At 45.7% G+C, this 19,188-nt stretch carries 15 protein-coding genes; 8 read left to right on the top strand and 7 right to left on the bottom strand.

Annotation, left to right across the window (positions count from 1 at the left end; all coding sequences use genetic code 11):
• Window positions 1-7: 7 nt before the first annotated feature.
• The 4 genes from MARGE09_RS18625 to MARGE09_RS18610 are packed head-to-tail and all read right to left on the bottom strand — an operon-like array spanning window position 8 to window position 6,063.
• Window positions 8-1,960, bottom strand: coding sequence for an alpha-amylase family protein (locus tag MARGE09_RS18625; RefSeq protein WP_236984615.1), 1,953 nt, complete (start codon window positions 1,958-1,960; stop codon window positions 8-10).
• A 49-nt stretch (window positions 1,961-2,009) separates the two neighbouring features.
• Entirely contained in the window at window positions 2,010-2,900 is an 891-nt protein-coding gene (locus MARGE09_RS18620; RefSeq protein ID WP_236984613.1) for a carbohydrate kinase family protein, read from the bottom strand.
• Between the two features lie 28 nt (window positions 2,901-2,928).
• Window positions 2,929-3,765, bottom strand: coding sequence for an HAD-IIB family hydrolase (locus tag MARGE09_RS18615; protein ID WP_236984611.1), 837 nt, complete (start codon window positions 3,763-3,765; stop codon window positions 2,929-2,931).
• 36 nt (window positions 3,766-3,801) lie between these two features.
• On the bottom strand, window positions 3,802-6,063 hold the full coding sequence (locus MARGE09_RS18610) for an HAD family hydrolase (RefSeq protein ID WP_236984609.1): 2,262 nt from the start codon (window positions 6,061-6,063) through the stop codon (window positions 3,802-3,804).
• A gap of 248 nt (window positions 6,064-6,311) precedes the next feature.
• Between MARGE09_RS18610 and purU the strand changes: the two genes are divergently transcribed.
• From purU to MARGE09_RS18580, 6 genes are all read left to right on the top strand, one after another.
• Complete coding sequence (gene purU, locus MARGE09_RS18605; RefSeq protein WP_236984607.1) at window positions 6,312-7,181, top strand: formyltetrahydrofolate deformylase; 870 nt, start codon at window positions 6,312-6,314, stop codon at window positions 7,179-7,181.
• A gap of 25 nt (window positions 7,182-7,206) precedes the next feature.
• Window positions 7,207-7,485, top strand: a complete 279-nt coding sequence (locus MARGE09_RS18600; protein ID WP_236984605.1) for a glutaredoxin family protein — start codon at window positions 7,207-7,209, stop codon at window positions 7,483-7,485.
• Window positions 7,486-8,697 carry an MFS transporter gene (locus tag MARGE09_RS18595; protein ID WP_236984603.1) on the top strand — a complete coding sequence of 404 codons (1,212 nt, stop codon included), beginning with the start codon at window positions 7,486-7,488 and terminating at the stop codon, window positions 8,695-8,697. It begins immediately after the preceding gene.
• Window positions 8,698-8,749: 52 nt separating this feature from the next.
• On the top strand, window positions 8,750-8,902 hold the full coding sequence (locus MARGE09_RS18590) for a DUF2986 domain-containing protein (protein WP_236984601.1): 153 nt from the start codon (window positions 8,750-8,752) through the stop codon (window positions 8,900-8,902).
• 63 nt (window positions 8,903-8,965) lie between these two features.
• Entirely contained in the window at window positions 8,966-9,346 is a 381-nt protein-coding gene (locus MARGE09_RS18585) for a YacL family protein (RefSeq protein ID WP_236984599.1), read from the top strand.
• 17 nt (window positions 9,347-9,363) lie between these two features.
• Window positions 9,364-10,209 (top strand): 23S rRNA (adenine(2030)-N(6))-methyltransferase RlmJ, encoded by an 846-nt coding sequence (locus MARGE09_RS18580; RefSeq protein ID WP_236984597.1) that lies wholly within the window; start codon window positions 9,364-9,366, stop codon window positions 10,207-10,209.
• A 132-nt stretch (window positions 10,210-10,341) separates the two neighbouring features.
• On the opposite strand, the gene MARGE09_RS18575 is transcribed toward MARGE09_RS18580, so the two are convergent.
• Window positions 10,342-11,841, bottom strand: a complete 1,500-nt coding sequence (locus tag MARGE09_RS18575) for a cytochrome-c peroxidase (protein ID WP_236984595.1) — start codon at window positions 11,839-11,841, stop codon at window positions 10,342-10,344.
• Window positions 11,842-12,342: 501 nt separating this feature from the next.
• Here MARGE09_RS18575 and hppD point away from each other — a divergent pair.
• Together hppD and MARGE09_RS18565 are read left to right on the top strand one after the other, a co-directional pair.
• Window positions 12,343-13,380, top strand: coding sequence for a 4-hydroxyphenylpyruvate dioxygenase (gene hppD / locus MARGE09_RS18570; protein ID WP_236984593.1), 1,038 nt, complete (start codon window positions 12,343-12,345; stop codon window positions 13,378-13,380).
• A 771-nt stretch (window positions 13,381-14,151) separates the two neighbouring features.
• Window positions 14,152-16,713, top strand: a complete 2,562-nt coding sequence (locus MARGE09_RS18565; protein ID WP_236984591.1) for a glycoside hydrolase family 3 C-terminal domain-containing protein — start codon at window positions 14,152-14,154, stop codon at window positions 16,711-16,713.
• A gap of 85 nt (window positions 16,714-16,798) precedes the next feature.
• Here the strand turns inward: MARGE09_RS18565 and MARGE09_RS18560 are convergent, their stop codons facing one another.
• Together MARGE09_RS18560 and MARGE09_RS18555 are read right to left on the bottom strand one after the other, a co-directional pair.
• Complete coding sequence (locus MARGE09_RS18560; protein WP_236984589.1) at window positions 16,799-17,953, bottom strand: CE1 family esterase; 1,155 nt, start codon at window positions 17,951-17,953, stop codon at window positions 16,799-16,801.
• An 87-nt stretch (window positions 17,954-18,040) separates the two neighbouring features.
• Window positions 18,041-19,147: a helix-turn-helix domain-containing protein gene (locus tag MARGE09_RS18555; protein WP_236984588.1), complete on the bottom strand. Its 1,107-nt coding sequence runs from the start codon at window positions 19,145-19,147 to the stop codon at window positions 18,041-18,043.
• Window positions 19,148-19,188: the final 41 nt, after the last annotated feature.

Raw genomic sequence — 19,188 nt, 5'->3', positions numbered from 1 at the left:
TGTTGTATTACGTGCATAGGTAAAGCAATTCGTAAGGTTTGAGAATTAAATCGTTTTGAAAATGTTCGGGTTCTTTCCCTGTAATGGCATTAATTAATGATGATGGGCTAACGCCTTGAAGGCCTTCAATGTCATCAGTTTTTAAGAAGTGTTGTTCTGCGCTAAAGTTAGCCAATACAGTAATGCGCTTTGATTGGTCTTTAACGTCGAAGCGCGAGTAAGCAAAAAGTGCGGGGTTACTAAGTTCGAGCAAGACTCTATTGTTAAAGTCAGCAAAGACAGGCTGTGCTTTCCTTACTGCGATTAGGTGTTTAATGCCGTTAAAAATTTTGGCTTCAATACTGCCTTCTTGATGGCGAAGTTCCGCTTTGTGCCAATTGATTATGGGCCTGTGTACCCAACGGTTATCGGCTTGTTTATCGTGATTCTGTAAATAGCTGAAATCGTTAGTAACACCAATCTCGTCGCCGTAATACAGTAGGGGAATGCCGCCAAAACTTAAAATAATGCCATGTAACAAAAGTATGCGATCAATGGCGTGCTGTATGAGTGCTGGGTCAGCTTGCTCTATGGCTTCTTCAAGGCCAATAAGGGATGCCAGCGAGCCGGATATACGAGCATCACCTGTTTTAGGGTTTTCGGCAAAAGGGATGCCTCGGGCATCGGAGTCTTTATGGTTGCCAATAAAATAATTATGTAAAAAACGACGATGTTCATATGGGTTGTAACCCGCAATGGCTATGTCATGATCATCAAACCCAAAGCCAATGTCGTCGTGACAGCGCACATAATTTAGCCATGTGGCTCCGTCGAGTTTGGTGGGTAAGCTGCGCAAGCCTTGACGTAGCAAATTGGCATTCTTAGTCGCCATAGCATCCCATAACAGCGCCATTGTTGTTGCGTTATAGGCGATCTCACACTCTTTTGCTACTACGGCGTCTTCACCAAAGTATTTAATGACTTCGCTTGGGGCCACAATTGCCTCGGCAATAAATAGCAAGCTTGGAGCAACCACTTGGCAGCAATCTTTCATTAGTTGCAAAATAAGGTGTGCCTCGTCCTCGTTTTGAGAAACGGTACCGATTTTTTTCCACAAAAAAGCGACAGCATCTAACCGAACAATATCAGCGCCTTGGTTGGCCCAGAACAAAATAATGTCGAGCATCTCGATAAATACCGCTGGGTTGGAATAATTTAAATCCCATTGGTAATCGTTAAAAACGGTCATTACCCATTTTTGTGCACTCGGGTCCCATGTGAAGTTGCCTGGGGCCGTTTCTGGGAAAATTTCTGGCAGTGTTTGTTCGAACATATCGGGTGTGCGCCGGTCGTCGAACATGTAATAAAAATCTTGGTATTTTTGATCACCTTGCTGTGCTTTTTGCGCCCATTGATGCTCGTTGGATGTGTGGTTGACAACAACATCTAAAACTAAGTGCATATCTCTATTGCGCATGGTTTTAACGAGCTTTTTAAGTTGTTCTAGATCGCCAATGCGTGGGTCGATTTGGCGGTAATCGCTAACGGCATAACCACCATCGCTTGCGCCTTGCGGGCATTTCAGTATGGGCATTAAATGTATAACGTTAATGCCAAGCTCTTCGAAGTAATCTAACTTTTGATGAAGGTCTTGAATATCTTCGGCAAAACCGTTGGTGTACAGCGCCATGCCGACGAGTTCTTCTGATAAAAACCAGTTGTAGTCGTCTTCGCAGGCGCGGTCGTCTATGCGTAAATCATTAGCGCGAGCAACGTAGCTCCAAGCCATACGTTCGACAAGATTTTTGAGCTGCTCATTGAAATCTTTACGGCGGCCATATAGCTTTTCGAAAAGGCTGTGAATGGCGTAAAAGTTAGCGCCAAGCCGAATTAAAAAATATCTAAGGTCGTGTTCGGTCAGCTGGCTAGGCAGGTTTTCGAGAATGTGATTGAGAATAGAGTGCGAGCGTTGTTCATACATTGAAAAAAGCCTGTAATCATTTTGGGGCAGGGTGCTAGGGCGTGGGTATCTATTCCTGCTCGCAGGTTAGAGGTTCCATTTGCCATGCCTGCTTGAAAGGGGTGTAAAACTCGGCATCGGTGCTGGTCGCTCCGGTGATAGTCACAATATGCGAGGCAAAGGCTTGCGCTCGGGCCAAAATGGCCTGCATGGGCCAATTATTAAGTAAGCCCATAATAAAAACCGCGCTAAAAGCATCGCCAGCACCGACTGTATCAATAACATTATCTTGTACTTTGGGGACTACCTTTGAACATTGGCTTTGTTCTGCGGCGTAAACGCAAGCGCCTTTATCGCCAAGGGTTACTAGTAAACCTTGGAGTTTTAGTGATGTGAGTAAATTGTAAGCTGCTTCTTCGCTGTAGTCGGCATCCGCTAAAATACGAAATTCATCGGCATTAATCTTAAGCCAGTCGGCTTTTTGTGCCAGCTTAAGTGTTGTGTCTTTATCCCAATAAGGCTCGCGCAAATTGACATCCATAAATACCAGTTCGGCGCTGGCTCTTAGGGATTCCAACGCTTGTGCAGATGCTTGGCTTCTTAGTGCTAAAGTGCCGTGGTAAAGCACGTTGCATGTGTTTTTTAATGCTGGCGCTTCAATTGCGTCGTAAGCTACATTTTCACCAATGGTGTAGGTGGGCTCTCCATTTTGAAGGTCTACGTTGACATAACCGGTTGGACGGGTATTGTCGATTTGCACATTTGTGGTGGCAAGTTCTGCTTTATCCATCATGTTTAATAGCTGCTTGCCCTTATCATCGTCGCCGACTCTGGAAACAAAGTTAACGTCTACATCAAAGGCATTCAAATGCCAGGCGACGTTAAAGGGCGCACCACCGGCCACGGCATGTGCGTCGCTAAAAATATCGAATAATACTTCGCCAAAAACAGTTGCTGTCATGCGTTGTCTCCAATTAGGTGAATGTTAATTACGCGCTATACAGTTCTGGGTAAAAATGCTCGATGCCTTGAAGGATGCCGCCGGCATAATGGCCGTTGTCGTCTTGCGACTGATATTGGGCCAAATAGAGCTTGTCTTCGTTGTTTAAGCGCTTAGCGCCCTGCATTGCTAAACGCCGCACTTCTGGGCTCGCATTAGCGACGAGCACTGCGGGTATATGGCTTTCTAGTGCTTCTAAATCATTGCCGCTATCGCCTGCAAATAAACATTGGCAAAGGTCTATATCCTGTGTTTTTGCAAGGAATTCTATAGCGTGTAGTTTAGATACGCTGGCAGGAAGGATGTCGAGAAGGCCGCAGTTTTTAGCTTCGTCTAAGCTCCATATGGCTCTGCTGTTAAAGCCTTGCTCTCCTAATATTTGTTGAATGGTGTGCTGTAGCTCGTCGGCGTTAACATCGGGCGGCGTGTAGTAACTTAATTTATGTGGGCAGCTTTGATTGGTTTGTTCTTCCTGCAGTGTAATGTTATCGATTACCGTTAAATACTCGATCAAAGATTGCCAGCTTTGCCCTTGCCAATCTTTGGCGATTAAAGTGTGCCAGTGCGGGTCGGGCTCCCAACCTGTGTCGTTGGCATGATAAATACTCGCCCCCACGTCAGCGATAATAGCGTTGGGGCGCGGCAGTAAATATTCGGCAATACCTTGTTCTACCAAAGCAATACTTCTGCCACTGACATACGCGAGCTTAGCATCATTGTACTTAAAAATATTACCGAAGCGTGCCCGCGCTAATAGCGGCTCTTCGTGACTGCCATTGGGAATCAATGTTCTGTCTAGGTCTGTGCAAATTAAGTGTGTTGCCATCGCATCTTCCCCTTAGCCTTATGCATAATCGTTTTGTTATTTTTCAGCATTTAACAGAGCCAAAAAGTCGTAATGCTCTACAGCTTCCATAATCCCAGCACTATAGGCGCTTTGGGCAAAGTAAATATTTTGCCCTTGTTCGATATTTGAAAGTTCTTCGCGGTGCCTATTTTTAACCACAACGGCCAAAGACATCCCCCTCATCATATCTTCATCGGCGCCAGAGCCACCAGACACTAAAATGTTTTCGAAGGGAATATCCCATTTCTGAGCAACATAACGCAGTGCATTACCTTTGCTGGCGCGCAGAGGTGTTATATCTAAAAATTGGCCGAGTGATAAAGTGATATTAACGGCTTGATCGTTTTGCCGAAGGTAGGCATTGATGTCATCGATAGCTGGAGCTAAGTTGGCATCGTAATAATATGAAATTTTAAAGCGGCTTTGATGAATGTGCTCTTGCAGACGTATGCCTGGCAGCTCTTCCATTAATGGCCAAAGTGATGAAGGTGACCATAGGTGGTCGATATGCTTCATCCACTGTTTGTCGAGAATAATATCTTTAGTGTAGTAAATTTCAGAGCCTAAGCCGGCAATTAAGAAGTCGGGTGAAGGGATATTGTTTTTCTTTATTTGCGTAAGAATTGAATCTCGCGTTCTACCTGTTGCAATGCCGAAGCCTAGTTGCTTTCTATTGGTGCGAATCATTTCTTTAAAGTTGTTGAGTGCTTCTTGGTCGCCAGTAAGGCTTTGATCGAAACCTGTAAATATAGCGCCGCAAAAGTTTTTGCGAATTTTTAAGTCTGGTAGAGTGCTGATGTCAATAGAATTGCTTTTTCGAACCAAGGAGAAAATGGCTTTGGCATAGCTCTTGGCGTGGGCTTGCCAAGAGTAAAAACTTTTAACACCTTTAAGGCCCGCATCTCTAAATTGTAGCCACTTACTTTTGTTTTCGACGAGCTCAAGCAGGGCTGAGGCAATGCCTTCGGTATCCAGAGGGTTTACAAGTATTCCATTTTGGCAGTTTTCAATAATATCTACAGGCCCGCCGTTGCTCGTGGCAACAATGGGTAGCCCACTGGCTGCGGCTTCAAGCAACGTTAAACCAAAGGGTTCTGTGAGTGCGGGGTTAATAAACACCCCTTGAGTCGTTGCGGCGGCGCGGTATATGTACGGAACATCTTGAGAGTCGTGGTGCTTGGGCAGGCTGACGCTGCCATAAAGATCGTATTTATCGACAAGTAATAACAGCTCGGTGAATACGTCCCTAGCGCCATCATTTAAATCGCTAATATCATCTCGGTTTCCAAGTATTAAGACTAAATTAGCCTTTTCCCTTAGGGCTTTATTTTTGCCAAAGGCAATAACAAGGCTGCGGCTATTCTTGCGTTGGTCAGCCCTTGCTAAAGCCAGAATCATGGGCTTTTTGGGGTCGGTTAAAGGCTTTGTTAGATTTTGGCAGACCTTATCAATATCAACGGCATCATCAACGGCATCGTTGTTTTCGGTATTGTCCTGTGATGAAAATAAATTGAGATCTACCCCCGGAGGAATAATGCGCATGGTCTCTGGGTTGTAATAGTCGTAGAGCTCGTATTGGTCTTCTCTCTCGTTGGTGGTGCTGGTAATGACGAGGTCTGCATTGGCCAGTGTTAGCTCTTCGGCCTCAATGCGTTGGGTGATTTTGTAATCGTTTTCGATTTCTTGCAGGCTAAGCCCTGCGGATGTTAAGCGCTTGAGTTTATCGCGGCCTAGTGAGTGGCCTGTGTGAACCATTGGAATGCCGGTTTGATTAGCTAACCGCGACGCAACGTAACCGGCATCGGCATAGTGCGAGTGAAGTAAGTCTGGCTGTTGATTGTTTTGTACAAACCAATCGAGCGCGTGGTCTGCAAATTCGTCTAGGTGCTCCCATAAATCTTCTTTGGGTAGGTAGTGCTCGGGCCCTGCTGGCAGGCGAATAATTGAGGCATTGGGGTGAGCGAGTGATTCTTGCGCGATGCCGTAGTTGGCGTCTACGGTTGGATCTTTTATCAGTCGAGTAAATAACTCAACTTTACCAACGTTGGGTAGCTCGGCAAGCGCATTGGCCAGCTCGACAACATAGCGGGTTTGCCCGCCGGTATCGGCGTCTCGCCCTAGTTCTAAATGGGTTGGCCGAATTAGGCCATGAAGGCTAAAGAGCGCAACATATAGCAAGTTATTCCCCTGTTTATGGCAGTGAATATTTAAGCCTACGGAGCTGTGTTCGCTGAATGCTAACTGAGCGAACAGGCTCAGCAGGTATTTGAGAGTCATGTACCTGCAACTACTGAGTAGCTAATCGCTAAGGATCAGCTTTGCCTGTTTGGGCATCTTCGCTTGCCCTAAGGTCTAAATTATGAACTCTCAATTCGTGACAATACCTGCTTCAAAAAGTTCACAATATACGCTTTTGTGGAAAAATTCCTGTTTTCTAACATTTGATGTGTTGCGGGTGCTTTAACATGTGGTTAGACGAGGTGTGCGTTTATCCCGTAAAATGCTCACTTTTTTGAGATCAAAGCATGTCTAGTTCAACGTCTAGCTCGATGATTTTAAAGCTTAGCTGTGCCGATCAGCCGGGCATTGTGGCCGCTGTTGCCAGTCTATTTTCTTTGCAAGGCTTTAATATCCGCGAATCTTCTCAGTTTGAAGATGTTCATACCTCGCGTTTTTTTATGCGCACAGTGCTTGAGTCTGTTGAAGGGCCTAAGTCGATAGCGGCCGTTAAAAGCGCATTTGCTGCCGTTGCACAGCGTTATGGTATGGATTGGTCCCTTGATGATGGCACCGCTAAACCTAAAGTGCTTATAGCTGTGAGCCAGTGGGGGCATTGCCTAAACCATCTACTTAATAGCCAGAAGCAGGGCTCTTTACCTGTCGAGATCATGGGGGTTGTATCTAACCATGAAACCATGACGCCGCTGTGTGAATGGTATGGGGTGCCGTTTCACTATTTGCCGGTAACGCCGGCCACCAAAGCCGAGCAAGAGGCGCAAATACTTGCTTTGGTCGAGCAAACTGGTAGCGAGTTACTCATTCTTGCGCGCTATATGCAAATTCTTTCGAATGATCTTTGCAGCCAGCTCAATGGTCGCGCTATTAATATTCACCACTCTTTTTTACCCGGCTTTAAAGGCGCAAAACCTTACCACCAAGCCTATGAACGCGGTGTTAAGTTAATTGGTGCGACGGCTCATTATGTTACGGCAGATCTGGATGAGGGGCCAATTATTGAGCAAGCCGTAGAGCGGGTGTCCCACGCACAAACACCGGATAAATTAGTAGAGATAGGCCGCGATATAGAAGCCGTTGTGCTCGGTAGGGCCATTCGTTGGCACGCAGAGCGCAGAGTATTGTTGAATGGCCATAAAACAGTGGTTTTTGATAGCTAGCTTTAAGCCGTAAGAGGCGTTATTCATGATTCATCAATGGCGCTTGTATGGCACCTTAGGCTGCCACTTGTGTAAGCAGGCACAAGCCATTATCGAAAATTTGCGTCAATCATTCGATATTCAGCTCGAGTTATTCGATATTGCCTGCGATGCCCAAACGGTGGCTAAGTTTGGCGAGCGAATTCCCGTATTAGAAAATAAAAGCAATCAGCAAATGTTGGATTGGCCTTTTGATTTGGAGCGGCTGTCGGATTGGTTAGATCCACCGCAGGTGCCGGAGAATAAAAATAATGTGGAGATTTAAGTGCTAAGAAATGCGCTCTATCCAGCTGTTGGTTTGATTTACATCAGCAACGGTATGCAGGTGGTATTAATTGCATGGTTGGCGCTGTCGGTATTAGAGCTGACGCCCATTAGTGTAGGTTTATTAATGGCGGCTATGCTATTGCCGCAGGTAGGGCTTTTACCGTTAACCGGTAGGCTGGCTGATCGTTACGAGCCTACCCGGTTGGCTAAAGTCGGTTGTGCAGGCTTAAGTGTAAGTCATATTTTAATGGTGGCGGCGCTCCATATTACTTCGTTAAATACAGCTGTTTTAGTGGTTTACGCTTTGTGCTTAGGTTTTAGTACAGCTTTGTTTTTGCCCGCTAAAGATAAAGCTGCCGTGCAACTATTACCTAATCGATTGCAGCGCGCCCTGTCGCTGAGCAGTGCTTTTCAGTTTACCGGCGTTGCAATAGGTACTTTATTTGCGGGTTTTGTCGACGAAATTGGCGTGACTGGCGTTTTAATTGTGCAGTTTTTATTATCTGCTTTGGCGGCAGTGTATTGGGGGTTAATTCCCGCCCATGTGAGTTTTATAGAGCACGGCCCCAATAAAGTGGCGGACGTTAAAAAGCCATCAATAGGTGCTATTTATGCCCATGGCATAGCTATGATGAAGCGTAGTAAAGCACTTAGTCAGCTAGTGGTGCTGTGTGCCTTTAATGGTTTTATGCAAATGGGGTTTGCGGTGGTTTTATTCCCTGTGCTGGGTTTTTCGCACTGGGATTTTAACAGCACGCAATATGCTTGGATGCAAGCTTCGTTTAGTGCTGGGGCCATTGCTGTTTATATTGCCAATGCTTACCGTAAGCCGCAGCAATACCCGGGGCAGTCAGTTTTATTTTGCTTGCTCTATACCGCTGGCATTGCTTATGCCATAACGCGTGGCCCCACGTTATTTGGCAGCTATGGTTTAATTTTTCTTTGGGGCGCGGTTGCTGGTTATTCCGCATCCATGAGTAGAGTGCTGTTATACAGCGTAACTTCAAACAATATGCGGGGCCGTGCTGCAGCCCTTTATCAAATGGTGCTGCTGGGTTTTGCCCCTGTTGGCTCTATTGTGTGTGGCCTCCTATTAGAGTTTATGGGGGTACATCAAGCTTTATACACACTGTTAGCGGCTAATGTGATGGTGTTTTTTGCGTTTTTACTGAGTCGAGAGCTGTGGTCGGTAAAGCAGGCTTCAGCTTAAATGGGCTGCTAAAACTTATTGCCTAAGCAGCGGTTAAAAAATAGAGAGCACAATGAATCGACGTAAAAAAGTGAATCAAATTTTAAAAAAGAAAGCAAAGCAGCGAACGGCTAAACTAAACCCTAAGCCCAAGTCGGCTTATGTGGCTAAGGCGCAGCGCTCTGACCAAACAGCCGCATCTGACGGGCCTTGCGTCAGCGAATAATTGTTCCCCCATGCTGTGCTGGCCGTAGGCTACAATGCGGCCCCATTATTAAGTGTTGTAATTATGGAATATGAGTTCACGTTTGATGCGCAAGGGCAGCCTGGCGCGGTATTTTCTTCGGGCCATTCGGCCTTTGGTTGCTGGTTAACCGACGAGCTAAGTGCAAATGCAAGCCAGCTTGCAGCTCTGATCGATGTGGTAGCGCAGCTTGAGGCTAAAGCGCTGTACGAGCATGAAGCGCCAGGTAAAAGCTTTTCTTTATTGCTCGATCGTGAGCGGGCAGTGGTAAGCGCGAATAGTTTAGCGTTGGATATGGAAGAGCTCCAAACAGATGGGGAAATAGCAGGCTCGACGGACTTCTATGATGAAGAGCTTCACGCCGAATGTGGTTTGACTGATTTCAAAGCGGTATTGCTATCTTGGCAGTTATTTTTGCAGCCCTAATTATTGAGTGAATTCCGATGTTAAGTTATCGCCATGCTTTTCATGCCGGCAACAGCGCCGATGTACTTAAGCACTTTGTTATTGAAAGAATTTTGAGTTACCTCACTCAAAAGGATAAGCCTTGCTTCTATATGGATACCCATGCCGGCGCGGGTATTTACAGTTTAAATGCGGCGGTGGCGAATAAAACAGCGGAATATAAAGTAGGCATCGAGCGTATTTTGGCCGCATGGAATCCCCCTGAAACCATGCGTAATTATATTCAGTGTATAGCGCGCTGCCGAGATAAAAACGGCAGCGATGTTTATCCTGGCTCCCCTTGGTTTGCGGCTGATATTTTACGCAGCATTGATCGCCTTGCGCTTTGTGAGCTACACCCGCAGGACTACCCAAGCCTTGCGTCAGTTATGGCAGGCGATAGCCGTGTTAAGGTGTACAACGAAGATGGTTTTAAAAAAAGTATTGCATTATTACCACCAAAGGAACGTCGCGGTTTGGTGGTAATCGATCCTTCTTACGAAATTAAAGCCGATTACGTCGGTGTGGTTAACCACATCTGCTCGCTGTATAAGCGCTTTGCTACAGGGGTTTATGCTTTGTGGTATCCCGTCGTGGATGCTGCGCGGATAGAAAAAATGGTAGCGCAGTTCAAAAAAGCGGGGCTAAAAAACACCCAGCGTTTCCAAATTCAAACGTACAGTCCTGACAAAGGCGGCATGTATGCCTCGGGGATGATTGTGATTAACGCCCCATGGATATTACAAACAGAAGTTGGTGATGCGATGCCTTGGTTACGCTCTAGCCTGGCTTTGGATGAGTCCGCAGGTTTTATTGTTGAAACTATAACCGGTGAAAATGCGTAGTCTTACGCAGAGTAGGCTGAAAAGTAATGATTAGTCATTAATGATTTAATTGTTCTTTTAGACCCAGTGGTATAACTGACAATATTGGCTAGCTAAAACAAAAGTGAAATTGTTTTAGCTAGCCAAGGCGTTTTAATGGTTTGGTGGTAGCACGGTTGTGGTATCGCTTAGGGTTTCTAAAAATGCAACAATCGCATCTTCTTCTTCACTAGATAAACACAAGTTACCAATATTGCGTGGATTATTTTCGTCGTCACAGTAGTTTTCTATTGTTTGCCCTTCAGGAATAGTTACTTTACAAAAATCTTCGTCGTCACAAGAAAATATATTGCTAGATACTACTTCAGGTATTGGCCAGCAGCCACGCTCGAGAGCTTCATCGTTGGTTACAAAGCGTTGCGCTTCACCGTTCTCATCTACACAAGCTGGCTTTAGATCACGTGTATTATAAAAATGTACAATATCTTTTAAAGATTTAAAGTAGCCATTGTGGGCAAAAGCCTTAGGTGCACCAGGGTAGGGGCGTTTGGCAACATTGCGCAGGGTAGGGGCTTTGAACTTGCCTTCGTGGCCAGGGAAGTCTGAGCCCTCAATGCCATCTTCATCCCTTGCGGCAACTCCAAGGTCTACCCAAGCTTGGCCAAGCGGGTTAAGAATATTGCCGTTATCGTCTTTGACTTTATCCATGGTATACCATGGGTTTTCTGGGTTTGCTGGCGCGCCAATATTAAAGTAGCCCGCTTGTGCTTTAGTGAATAGCTCTCCAATTGCAGTGCCATCAGAGGCGGTTGAGCTGGCGTGGCAGAAGCGTGCACAACCTATGTTTCTGCTGAAAAATAATGAGTGACCAAGGTTTTCTTGTTCTGTTAAACCATCTAGCGGGAGCTCTACGCTACCATTGTTGATAATTTCTTCAGCAACGGCCATATCAAATTTAGAGCTAAAAGAGTTTACTTCACTTGAGGCTTCCCAGGCTGCAATAGCAAAGCCTATGCGCTGATGTACAAAATCAGTATCTACACTTTGGTTACAGCTTAGCTGTTCGCCCCAGGCTTTTTTCCAGAGTTTTTTATGATTCTGCTTTACTCGTTTACAAAGTTTTTTAGACGATGGCAGGTTTTGCTCAACGTCATTTAAAAAGGGCCCCATGGCCTGATCGGCTGCGGGGCCTAATAGCTGGCTCATCTCGGTGATTTTTTCGGCAGACCATTCGATAGGGAAAATGTCTGCAGTGATTGTTTCACCTGTTGCTCGGCCGTCCCAAAAGGTACCACCAGCGGGTGTTGGGCCGTTGCGTCCATTGTTAACAACAAAGTTTTCAGCAAATGTCACATAGGCATTAGTTGGCGGCTTGCGGTTACCTGCGCGCTTTTGTTTCGCACCATGAACGACGGCCCCGCCAATATTGACAAACGGGTCTTCCGCGGTAAAACCAAATTCAGCGGAATGGCAACTCGCACAAGACTGCCCGATAGGCTTGGAAAGCTGGTCATCAAAGAAGATGGCTTTACCGAGCGCTTGCATCGGTGTTAATTGGTTTTCTTTATCTTTTGCATCTGCAGTGTGGCAGTAACCGGTAAGCGCGATAAGCAGAGGCGCTGCAACCCTGAGAGTTCTTTTACAGTTAATCATATATTACCCCTTTAAAGTGTGCGTGTTTAAAAGCAATATACGCGCCAGTACTGAAATTGTGATGCCATTTGTTTTGGTTATAAAAGATGCGGGTTTGAAGAGCTTTTGAGCGGTTTTGTTAGTGTAGGTAGGAAAATAGGGTGTTTTGGCGCAAAATAGCCTTTTTGACCTGTCGGAAAACTTTCCAGAACTAGGTTTGAGTGTTTTTTGAACAGGGTGAAGAGCCTTTATGTGGCTTCATCTATAAAGGGGGGCGTAATTATTAGCTAAGCTGAAGGCCAGTTAAATCAAGGCCTGTGGGTTTTAGAGGCTTGCTTTCTTGGCTGCTAAGGCTAAGTTGGCCGAAACCTTGCTTTTACCGGTTTATATGAATGCTTTTGGTCTAAGTATAGTGATACAGCATTCATTCGGATGATGATCGTTATGCTATTGAAATGTAGTTGCTGAAGCGGGATTAATGATCATTTATTAATATATTGCTCTATACGGAGATATAATTTCATGAATGATTCTGCCTCTTATGTAAAAGTTTCTGACGTCGCATTTATAGAATTCTCAGGCAGTCAGCCGCATTTGCTAACAGCTTTATTTCATCAGCTTGGCTTTACGAACAGTGCTTGCCATTTGTCTGATGCAAAAACTTTGCACTATCAGGGTAATATTCATTTTATTTCCAACCCAACAGCAGGTGGTAACGCTGAGGTTTTTCGCGGCGTACATGTCCGTGGTGCCAGTGCTATGGGGTTTAAAGTTGCTGATTCTAACGCCGCATTTGCACAAGCTGTAGCCTTAGGAGCAACGCCTGCCACTTTAAAAGATTATGATATTCCTGCTATAAAAGGGGTTGGCCAGTCGCTTATTTATTTGGTTGATGGTGCGCATGAAAAAGCGTTGTTTGCCGAGTTTGGTTACAGCAAAAAAGTCGCGCAAAATGAGCAAACATGCCTTGGACGTATTGACCACCTAACGCATAATTTGAATCAAGGTGGTGTCGACCGCTTGGCCAATTTTTACGAGCGAATTTTCGGCTTTAAGCGCATTCGTTCTTTCCATATACATGGTAAAAAAACGGGCTTGTACAGTGAAGTTGTTGCCAGCCCATGCGGTCGAGTGATTATACCGCTCAACGAAACCAAGGATGATAAGTCTCAAATTGCTGAGTTTATTCGAGAGTACAACGGCGAAGGTATTCAGCATATTGCGTTAACAAGTAGCAATATTTATCAAACGGTTGATACCTTGAGCGCCGCGGGTATACCTTTCCAGAAAACACCAGATACCTACTACGAGCTTGTTGATCAGCGCTTGCCTGGACATGGTGAGCCTGTTGATCAGCTTCATAAACGCAATATCTTAGTCGATGGTGGCGCGGAGCAGGGCGGTGGGTTTTTATTGCAAATATTTACCCAAAATAGCATCGGCCCTATATTCTTCGAATTTATTCAGCGTAAGGGCAATAAAGGCTTTGGCGAAGGTAATTTTCAAGCGTTATTTGAATCAATTGAATTAGATCAAGAGCGCAGAGGCGTTTTAGTTTAATTTAGCAATCCCCATTATTGTTTTTAGCCATGAAGGTTGGAGGCTGTAATGGGGATTAAAGTTTATTCACTGCTATATTGCTTTAAATTCCTAACCCCTTTCTTAGCAAACCCTCTAAAACAGTAATTCTTAGAGGGAAAGCACCTTGGTTCATAGTTTACCTAGCTCCATAGCCGCAAGGCGATCGGTGTTATTAGTTACTCTTTCTTAGGCGTTGATGGCTTCTACACTAATCCTGCAGCCATAAAAATTTGCAAGACGCCATACCTTAAACCTCAGCAGGTTAAATCTATTCCTACCGGCGGTGTGCTTCATCATCATTTAACGTTTGGCTTCTTGTGCCGGTGTGCGAGCATTTATCGCTTAGGTCATAGCGCTATAAAATTTTTGGCCTTTACTTTTATTCCTAATAAATGATGATGCGTTACGGCGCTTGTATGGCGGATTGGTGCATTTAAACTGTACTTTTTAAATTAGCGTTAGCGCTAAAAATCTATTTTACTTCTAGCTGGCTAGGCGTTTTGGGTGGCGTTTTTGCGCAAATCTATCACCAATTAGGGTATCAAACTTACAGTGGTATTTAGGTGGGCTGGCCAGCATAGTGGCGTTATTGGTGGGCTAGCTTTGTATAATGCAGGCGTTTTTGGGATAGATGGAATTCTCTAGACTATATTGGTAAATAGAATGCATCTTAAGTATCCCTGATTTGTGCCATCCCGAGAGTAACCACGGGTTGTGCTTTCGCCACAAAAATATAATAGCCCAAATGTCATGACTAAAATTGCTTTACTTTCTTCTGTTTCTCTAATGTCTATTGTCTTATGTTGCCTTGGTTGTTCCGCGCCTAAGGTATCTTCATCTTCGCAGCCTTTGGTTAGTGCTAAAAGCACGCGCTCACCCGCCGTTATCGAGGCAGAAGTAGAGCGTTTACTCTCGTTAATGACACTAGAAGAGAAGGGTTCTTTGGTGCATGCCAATGGCAAGTTTTCGGTTGCTGCTATTGAGCGCTTGGGGATCCACGAAACTTGGCTGTCTGATGGCCCGCATGGGGTAAGAGAAGAAATTTCGCGCCACAGCTGGGATGCTGCAGGCTGGACCAGCGATTACTCTACTTACTTGCCTCCGCTAACGACTGTGGCTGCTAGCTGGGATCGTAACATGGCGCAGCTACACGGTAATGTCCTCGGCAGCGAGGCGCGTCACCGTGGTAAAGACTTTATTTTGGGGCCGGGAGTTAATTTGGCGCGCTTGCCTTTGTATGGCCGAAACTTCGAGTATTTTGGTGAAGATCCGTACTTGACGGGGAAGCTGGCGGTTGAGGAGGTAAAAGCTATTCAGCGTAATGACGTCGCCGCTACTGTTAAGCATTATGCGCTTAATACCCAGGAGCTAAACCGTATTGGCGTTGACGCTAAGCCTGATGAGCGAACATTGCGTGAAATATATTTACCAGCCTTTGAAATGACAGTGAAAGAAGGTGGCGCATTAAGTTTAATGGGAGGCTATAACCAAGTTCGTGGAACGAATGCCAACCAAAGCCGACACCTAGTCATGGATATATTAAAAGGGGAGTGGGGTTTTAAAGGTATTTTGATGACGGATTGGAATGTCGACATCAATACTTTTGATGCCGCTATGAACGGCCTTGATTTAGAGATGGGCACCGATGTTAGCGAGTATAGCCAGTACTTTTTAGCCGAACCGTTATTGGCCATGATTCGCGATGGAAAAATCCCAGAGTCGGTGTTAGATGACAAGGTTCGGCGTATGTTGCGCGTGCAATTAACGATGGGGATGATGGATAAACAGCGTTTATCGGGCCAGCGTAATACAGAAGAGCATCAGCAAGCGGCTAAAAAAATTGCGCAAGAAGGCATTGTTTTATTAAAAAACGACGACTCAATATTGCCCTTGGATAAATCAAAAGTACGCAACTTATTAGTACTTGGTCCAAATGTAGATCGCCCCCACGGCGCTGGCGGCGGCTCCTCAACCGTTAAGGCGTTATATGAAGTTACACCATTGCAAGGTTTAAAAAATGCGCTGGGTGAAAACGTTAATATAACATTCATGAGAACCCGAAAGTCGGCTGCTATCTTACCAATCGATGGCATTTTTGTAGAGACGCGACACTGGACGGGAACCCCTGCATGGAATACCGAGTTTTATAGTTCGGCCGATCGCACGCAGCGTTTATCCTTTGATACAGCGCCAGACTCGGCCTATAAAGCTAAAGCGGGCAAAACAGAGTTTGTCACCATGAGCGCCGATGTTCGCCCTAAAAGCACAGGGGTACATACCTTTAAAATATCTGCGCTAGGTAAGTTGCAATTGCGTATTGATGGTGAGGTGGTATTTTCCCACACGGGTACGTCGAAAAAAATTGTGCGCCATAACGTGAACTTAAGCCAGGGGCAGGTTTACCGAGTTGATATTTTATATGATGGCGATCAAGAATTTTTACTGGGTTGGGATACTCCAGGCAATATATTCTCTTCCCGTGACGATGTTATTGCGGCGGCTAAAAAAGCCGATACGGTTATTTATGTGGGCGGCTTAAGTCATGGCGATGACCGAGAGGCGATTGATCGCACGGACATGAAGCTGCCGAACGACCAAGATTCGGTTATTGAAACTTTATTAGCAGTTAAGCCTAGTACCCTTGTAGTGATGATTGCAGGCTCTGCCGTGGAAATGCCGTGGGCGGCCAAGGCAAAGGCTTTGTTGTGGAGTAGCTATGGCGGTATGGAGGCCGGTAACGCACTAAGCGATGTGTTGTTTGGTGTGGTTAACCCTAGCGGTAAATTACCCATCACCTTGCCCCATAAGCTTGAAGATACGCCAGCTATTGCGCTTAACGACTACAATGCTATAGAAAACTTGTACCCCGAGGGCGTGTTTATGGGGTACCGCTGGTTTGAAGAGAAAAACATCGAACCGTTATTCCCCTTTGGTTTTGGTTTGTCGTATACGACTTTTAAATATTCTAATTTACGCTTGTCTACAAATGCTTTGAAAAAAGGCGATACTTTAACCGTTACGGTTGATGTTACAAATACTGGTAAAGTTGCCGGTAGTGAAGTGGTGCAATTGTATATTGGGGATGTTGCAGCTAGTGTTCCGCGGCCAGCTAAAGAGCTTAAGGGTTTTGATAAGGCCTTCTTATTACCGGGGCAAACTAAAACACTCGCCTTTACGGTTAACCAACGGGATCTAGCATTTTGGGATGTTAACTCTAATGACTGGTTGGCTGAAGAGGGAGATTTTGATGTGTTAATTGGTGCATCTGTTGCAGATGTGCGGCTTGCAAAACGTTTTAGTTACAATCAATAAATACTTAATAAACCACTGATTTTAGCCGTCACTTTATTTTTAAGTCTATAAGCTAAGGGGGCAGGGTTTGCCCCCTTAGCTTTCACTACTCTGCGATGCGCAGCTTATCTTTTAGAAAGTCCCAAATAATAACTTCTGCATTGATGTCTTGATTGCGAAACCCAAACGTCGAAGTGTCGTCGTTGGGGGCGGCTTTTTGTGTGGGCCATTGGTGGCCACCGCCGTGGACTTGCAAGCGGGTGAATGTTGCGCCGTTAGTCGCTGGAGTATAATTTGTGCGCGTAATAAAGCTGTTGCGTGTCGCAAGTGACCAATGCTCATCACCGACGTAGTCTTCGCCTTCAAACACGGTGTTAGGTAAGTCGTAATCTACGGCAGACTCTGGGTTAACCCCTAGTGCACCCATCCACGCCGCTACAGATTGATCGGTAGATACTTCGTAATCAATACCTAAACTTTCAAAAATAGGTGTCAATACTGGGTCTGGTGTGCTGTGCATTATCATCATAGAAAGCGGTGCTTGCGAGGGTTCTGCTGCGCAGGCATTTAGCTCAAGGGTTGCCGGTAGCCCAAATACTGGGTTAACCGCTGCCACCGCTGCAATTTGACCACCCATTGTTCTGGCTGCATGCTCGGCCATTTCACCGCCGTTAGATAAGCCGACTATGTAAATACGATCAGGGTCGATAGGTAATGCCTCGCGCTGCATTTGGGCTATTAGGTTTTTTATGTAAGCCGTATCATCGACATCGTAAAAGTTATCGCCTGCGCCAGGGCCGCCCACGCAAGTGCGCCAATAGCCTTGGTTTGCATTGAAGGGCTGCTCGGCAACGTGAGGTGCCGGTTGACCATCAAGTGGGTAAGCGTTGGCGTAAACTAGCATAAAATTTTCGGCATCAGCTAGGCGCTCAAAACGATCCCCCATATCAAAAAAACGAAGCTGCTCGGCGCTTGTGCTGCCCCCTGGCAAGAGTATTACCAGCGGAAATGTCTGGTCGTTTTGATAAATGCGGTGGGGAATATACTGTAAATAACGGCGCACTATTTTATTTTGCTGCCCGTTTAACGATTGGCGAAACGTACGTACTTGGAGCCGTTCCGCATAAAGCTTTTCCCATGTCGCATACGGTGAGCCTTGGTAGTGCCCCATTTGAGGTTCGGCGTCTGAAATAAAGTCGGCGGCCGTGCTAAGAGCAAAGCTGCAGGCAACAATGGATATAATTGTTCGAGCAAATAACATAAATAATCCTCCTATGGATGGGAGCTTTATGTTGCGTGCTATGGCTGTGCGCGGCGTCCTTCTCGCACGAATGGACCTTAAATACACTTAGAAAACGGCATTTTTTAGCTCTGTGGGTGGTGCTTGCTGGTTATGGCGTGCGTGCTTGCGGAAATCGCCAGGGGTTTTCCCTGTGGCAGCCTTAAAGGCCCGGTAAAAAGCGTTTTTACTGTTAAAACCTACAGCGAAGGCAATGTCCAGTACAGCGGCTTGGCTAGTCGTTAATGCGGCTTTAGCATCGTTAATTCTGTACTCATTTATAAGCTCATAAAACCCCGTCTTTAAATGCGCATTCAAAAGCTCTGACATTTGCTGCCGGCTAAGCCCTAAGGTTGCTGCTAGGGTATCGAGCGATAGATCGTTCTGGCGATAAGCCTGTTGTTCCAAAAGGTGGGCGTTGAGTTTTTCTCCTAGCGCTATAGCCGTGGAGGGAGCGAGTTCGAGCTGCCTTGGTTTAGGGCTTGGGGCTGAATACGGCGATGGGCTGCTAGTCGTTGGTTCTTGTGGGGGGTCAAATATTCCCGGTTGCCACGCCGTTAGAGCAGCAATGCTCAATACATAAATACTTAAACAAAGCATTACACATTGCCATACCCAAGGGTTAACTTGGCCGCCTAACGATAGCCAAGCAATAATAGCGACATCCATAAAGGCTAAAAAAGCGATGCCAAATGTCTGCCACATAAGCCAATGCTGGCTTGCTCCTGCAAAGCGGCGTAGCAAAATTGTTAGTACGCGGTTGTGTGCTTTTAGAAGCTGTAGGGTTTGAATGCTATAAAAGGCAATATGCATGAAAAAAACACCTACTAAAAGTAATGGTGGGTAATCGCCACCGCTCAATGCTTTGTAGCAGGCAATCAGTATGTAAGGGGCAAAATGCCACTGCCAGTATTTCGCAGGGCGTTTAACAATGTGGCGCAAAAACAGGTAAAGCATTGGCCCGTATACCAGTAATAGCGAACGGCATAGCGCAGTAGCTATTGGCCATATTACATAGCCAGAAAGCTGTGCGTAATTATGTAGCAGTGGTATAGCCAGAATAAGCAAAAAAACGGCATGAAACTGATGTGTGGTTGTTTTGGCGCGAAATAAGGCAACGACGTGCCACGCAATTAGCGTGAGTGCAATAAGTGATGTGGCTTGAAAAAAGGACATGTGAAACCTGTAAAGTCGCGATAACGTTGGTCTTAGCGGGT

The sequence above is a fragment of the Marinagarivorans cellulosilyticus genome, assembly GCF_021655555.1.
Classification (GTDB): Bacteria; Pseudomonadota; Gammaproteobacteria; order Pseudomonadales; family Cellvibrionaceae; genus Marinagarivorans; species Marinagarivorans cellulosilyticus.
The sequence above is the reverse complement of the archived record's forward strand: the minus strand, read 5'-3'. Positions and strand labels throughout refer to the sequence as shown.

Excerpts from the sequence above, each read along its gene's own strand:
- MARGE09_RS18585 (WP_236984599.1), top strand. The coding sequence starts at position 8,966 with ATGGAATATGAGTTCACGTTTGATGCGCAAGGGCAGCCTGGCGCGGTA.
- MARGE09_RS18620 (WP_236984613.1), bottom strand. The coding sequence starts at position 2,900 with ATGACAGCAACTGTTTTTGGCGAAGTATTATTCGATATTTTTAGCGAC.
- MARGE09_RS18575 (WP_236984595.1), bottom strand. The coding sequence starts at position 11,841 with ATGATTAACTGTAAAAGAACTCTCAGGGTTGCAGCGCCTCTGCTTATC.
- hppD (WP_236984593.1), top strand. The coding sequence starts at position 12,343 with ATGAATGATTCTGCCTCTTATGTAAAAGTTTCTGACGTCGCATTTATA.
- MARGE09_RS18590 (WP_236984601.1), top strand. The coding sequence starts at position 8,750 with ATGAATCGACGTAAAAAAGTGAATCAAATTTTAAAAAAGAAAGCAAAG.
- MARGE09_RS18565 (WP_236984591.1), top strand. The coding sequence starts at position 14,152 with ATGACTAAAATTGCTTTACTTTCTTCTGTTTCTCTAATGTCTATTGTC.
- MARGE09_RS18615 (WP_236984611.1), bottom strand. The coding sequence starts at position 3,765 with ATGGCAACACACTTAATTTGCACAGACCTAGACAGAACATTGATTCCC.
- MARGE09_RS18555 (WP_236984588.1), bottom strand. The coding sequence starts at position 19,147 with ATGTCCTTTTTTCAAGCCACATCACTTATTGCACTCACGCTAATTGCG.
- MARGE09_RS18580 (WP_236984597.1), top strand. The coding sequence starts at position 9,364 with ATGTTAAGTTATCGCCATGCTTTTCATGCCGGCAACAGCGCCGATGTA.
- MARGE09_RS18560 (WP_236984589.1), bottom strand. The coding sequence starts at position 17,953 with ATGTTATTTGCTCGAACAATTATATCCATTGTTGCCTGCAGCTTTGCT.
- MARGE09_RS18600 (WP_236984605.1), top strand. The coding sequence starts at position 7,207 with ATGATTCATCAATGGCGCTTGTATGGCACCTTAGGCTGCCACTTGTGT.
- purU (WP_236984607.1), top strand. The coding sequence starts at position 6,312 with ATGTCTAGTTCAACGTCTAGCTCGATGATTTTAAAGCTTAGCTGTGCC.
- MARGE09_RS18625 (WP_236984615.1), bottom strand. The coding sequence starts at position 1,960 with ATGTATGAACAACGCTCGCACTCTATTCTCAATCACATTCTCGAAAAC.
- MARGE09_RS18610 (WP_236984609.1), bottom strand. The coding sequence starts at position 6,063 with ATGACTCTCAAATACCTGCTGAGCCTGTTCGCTCAGTTAGCATTCAGC.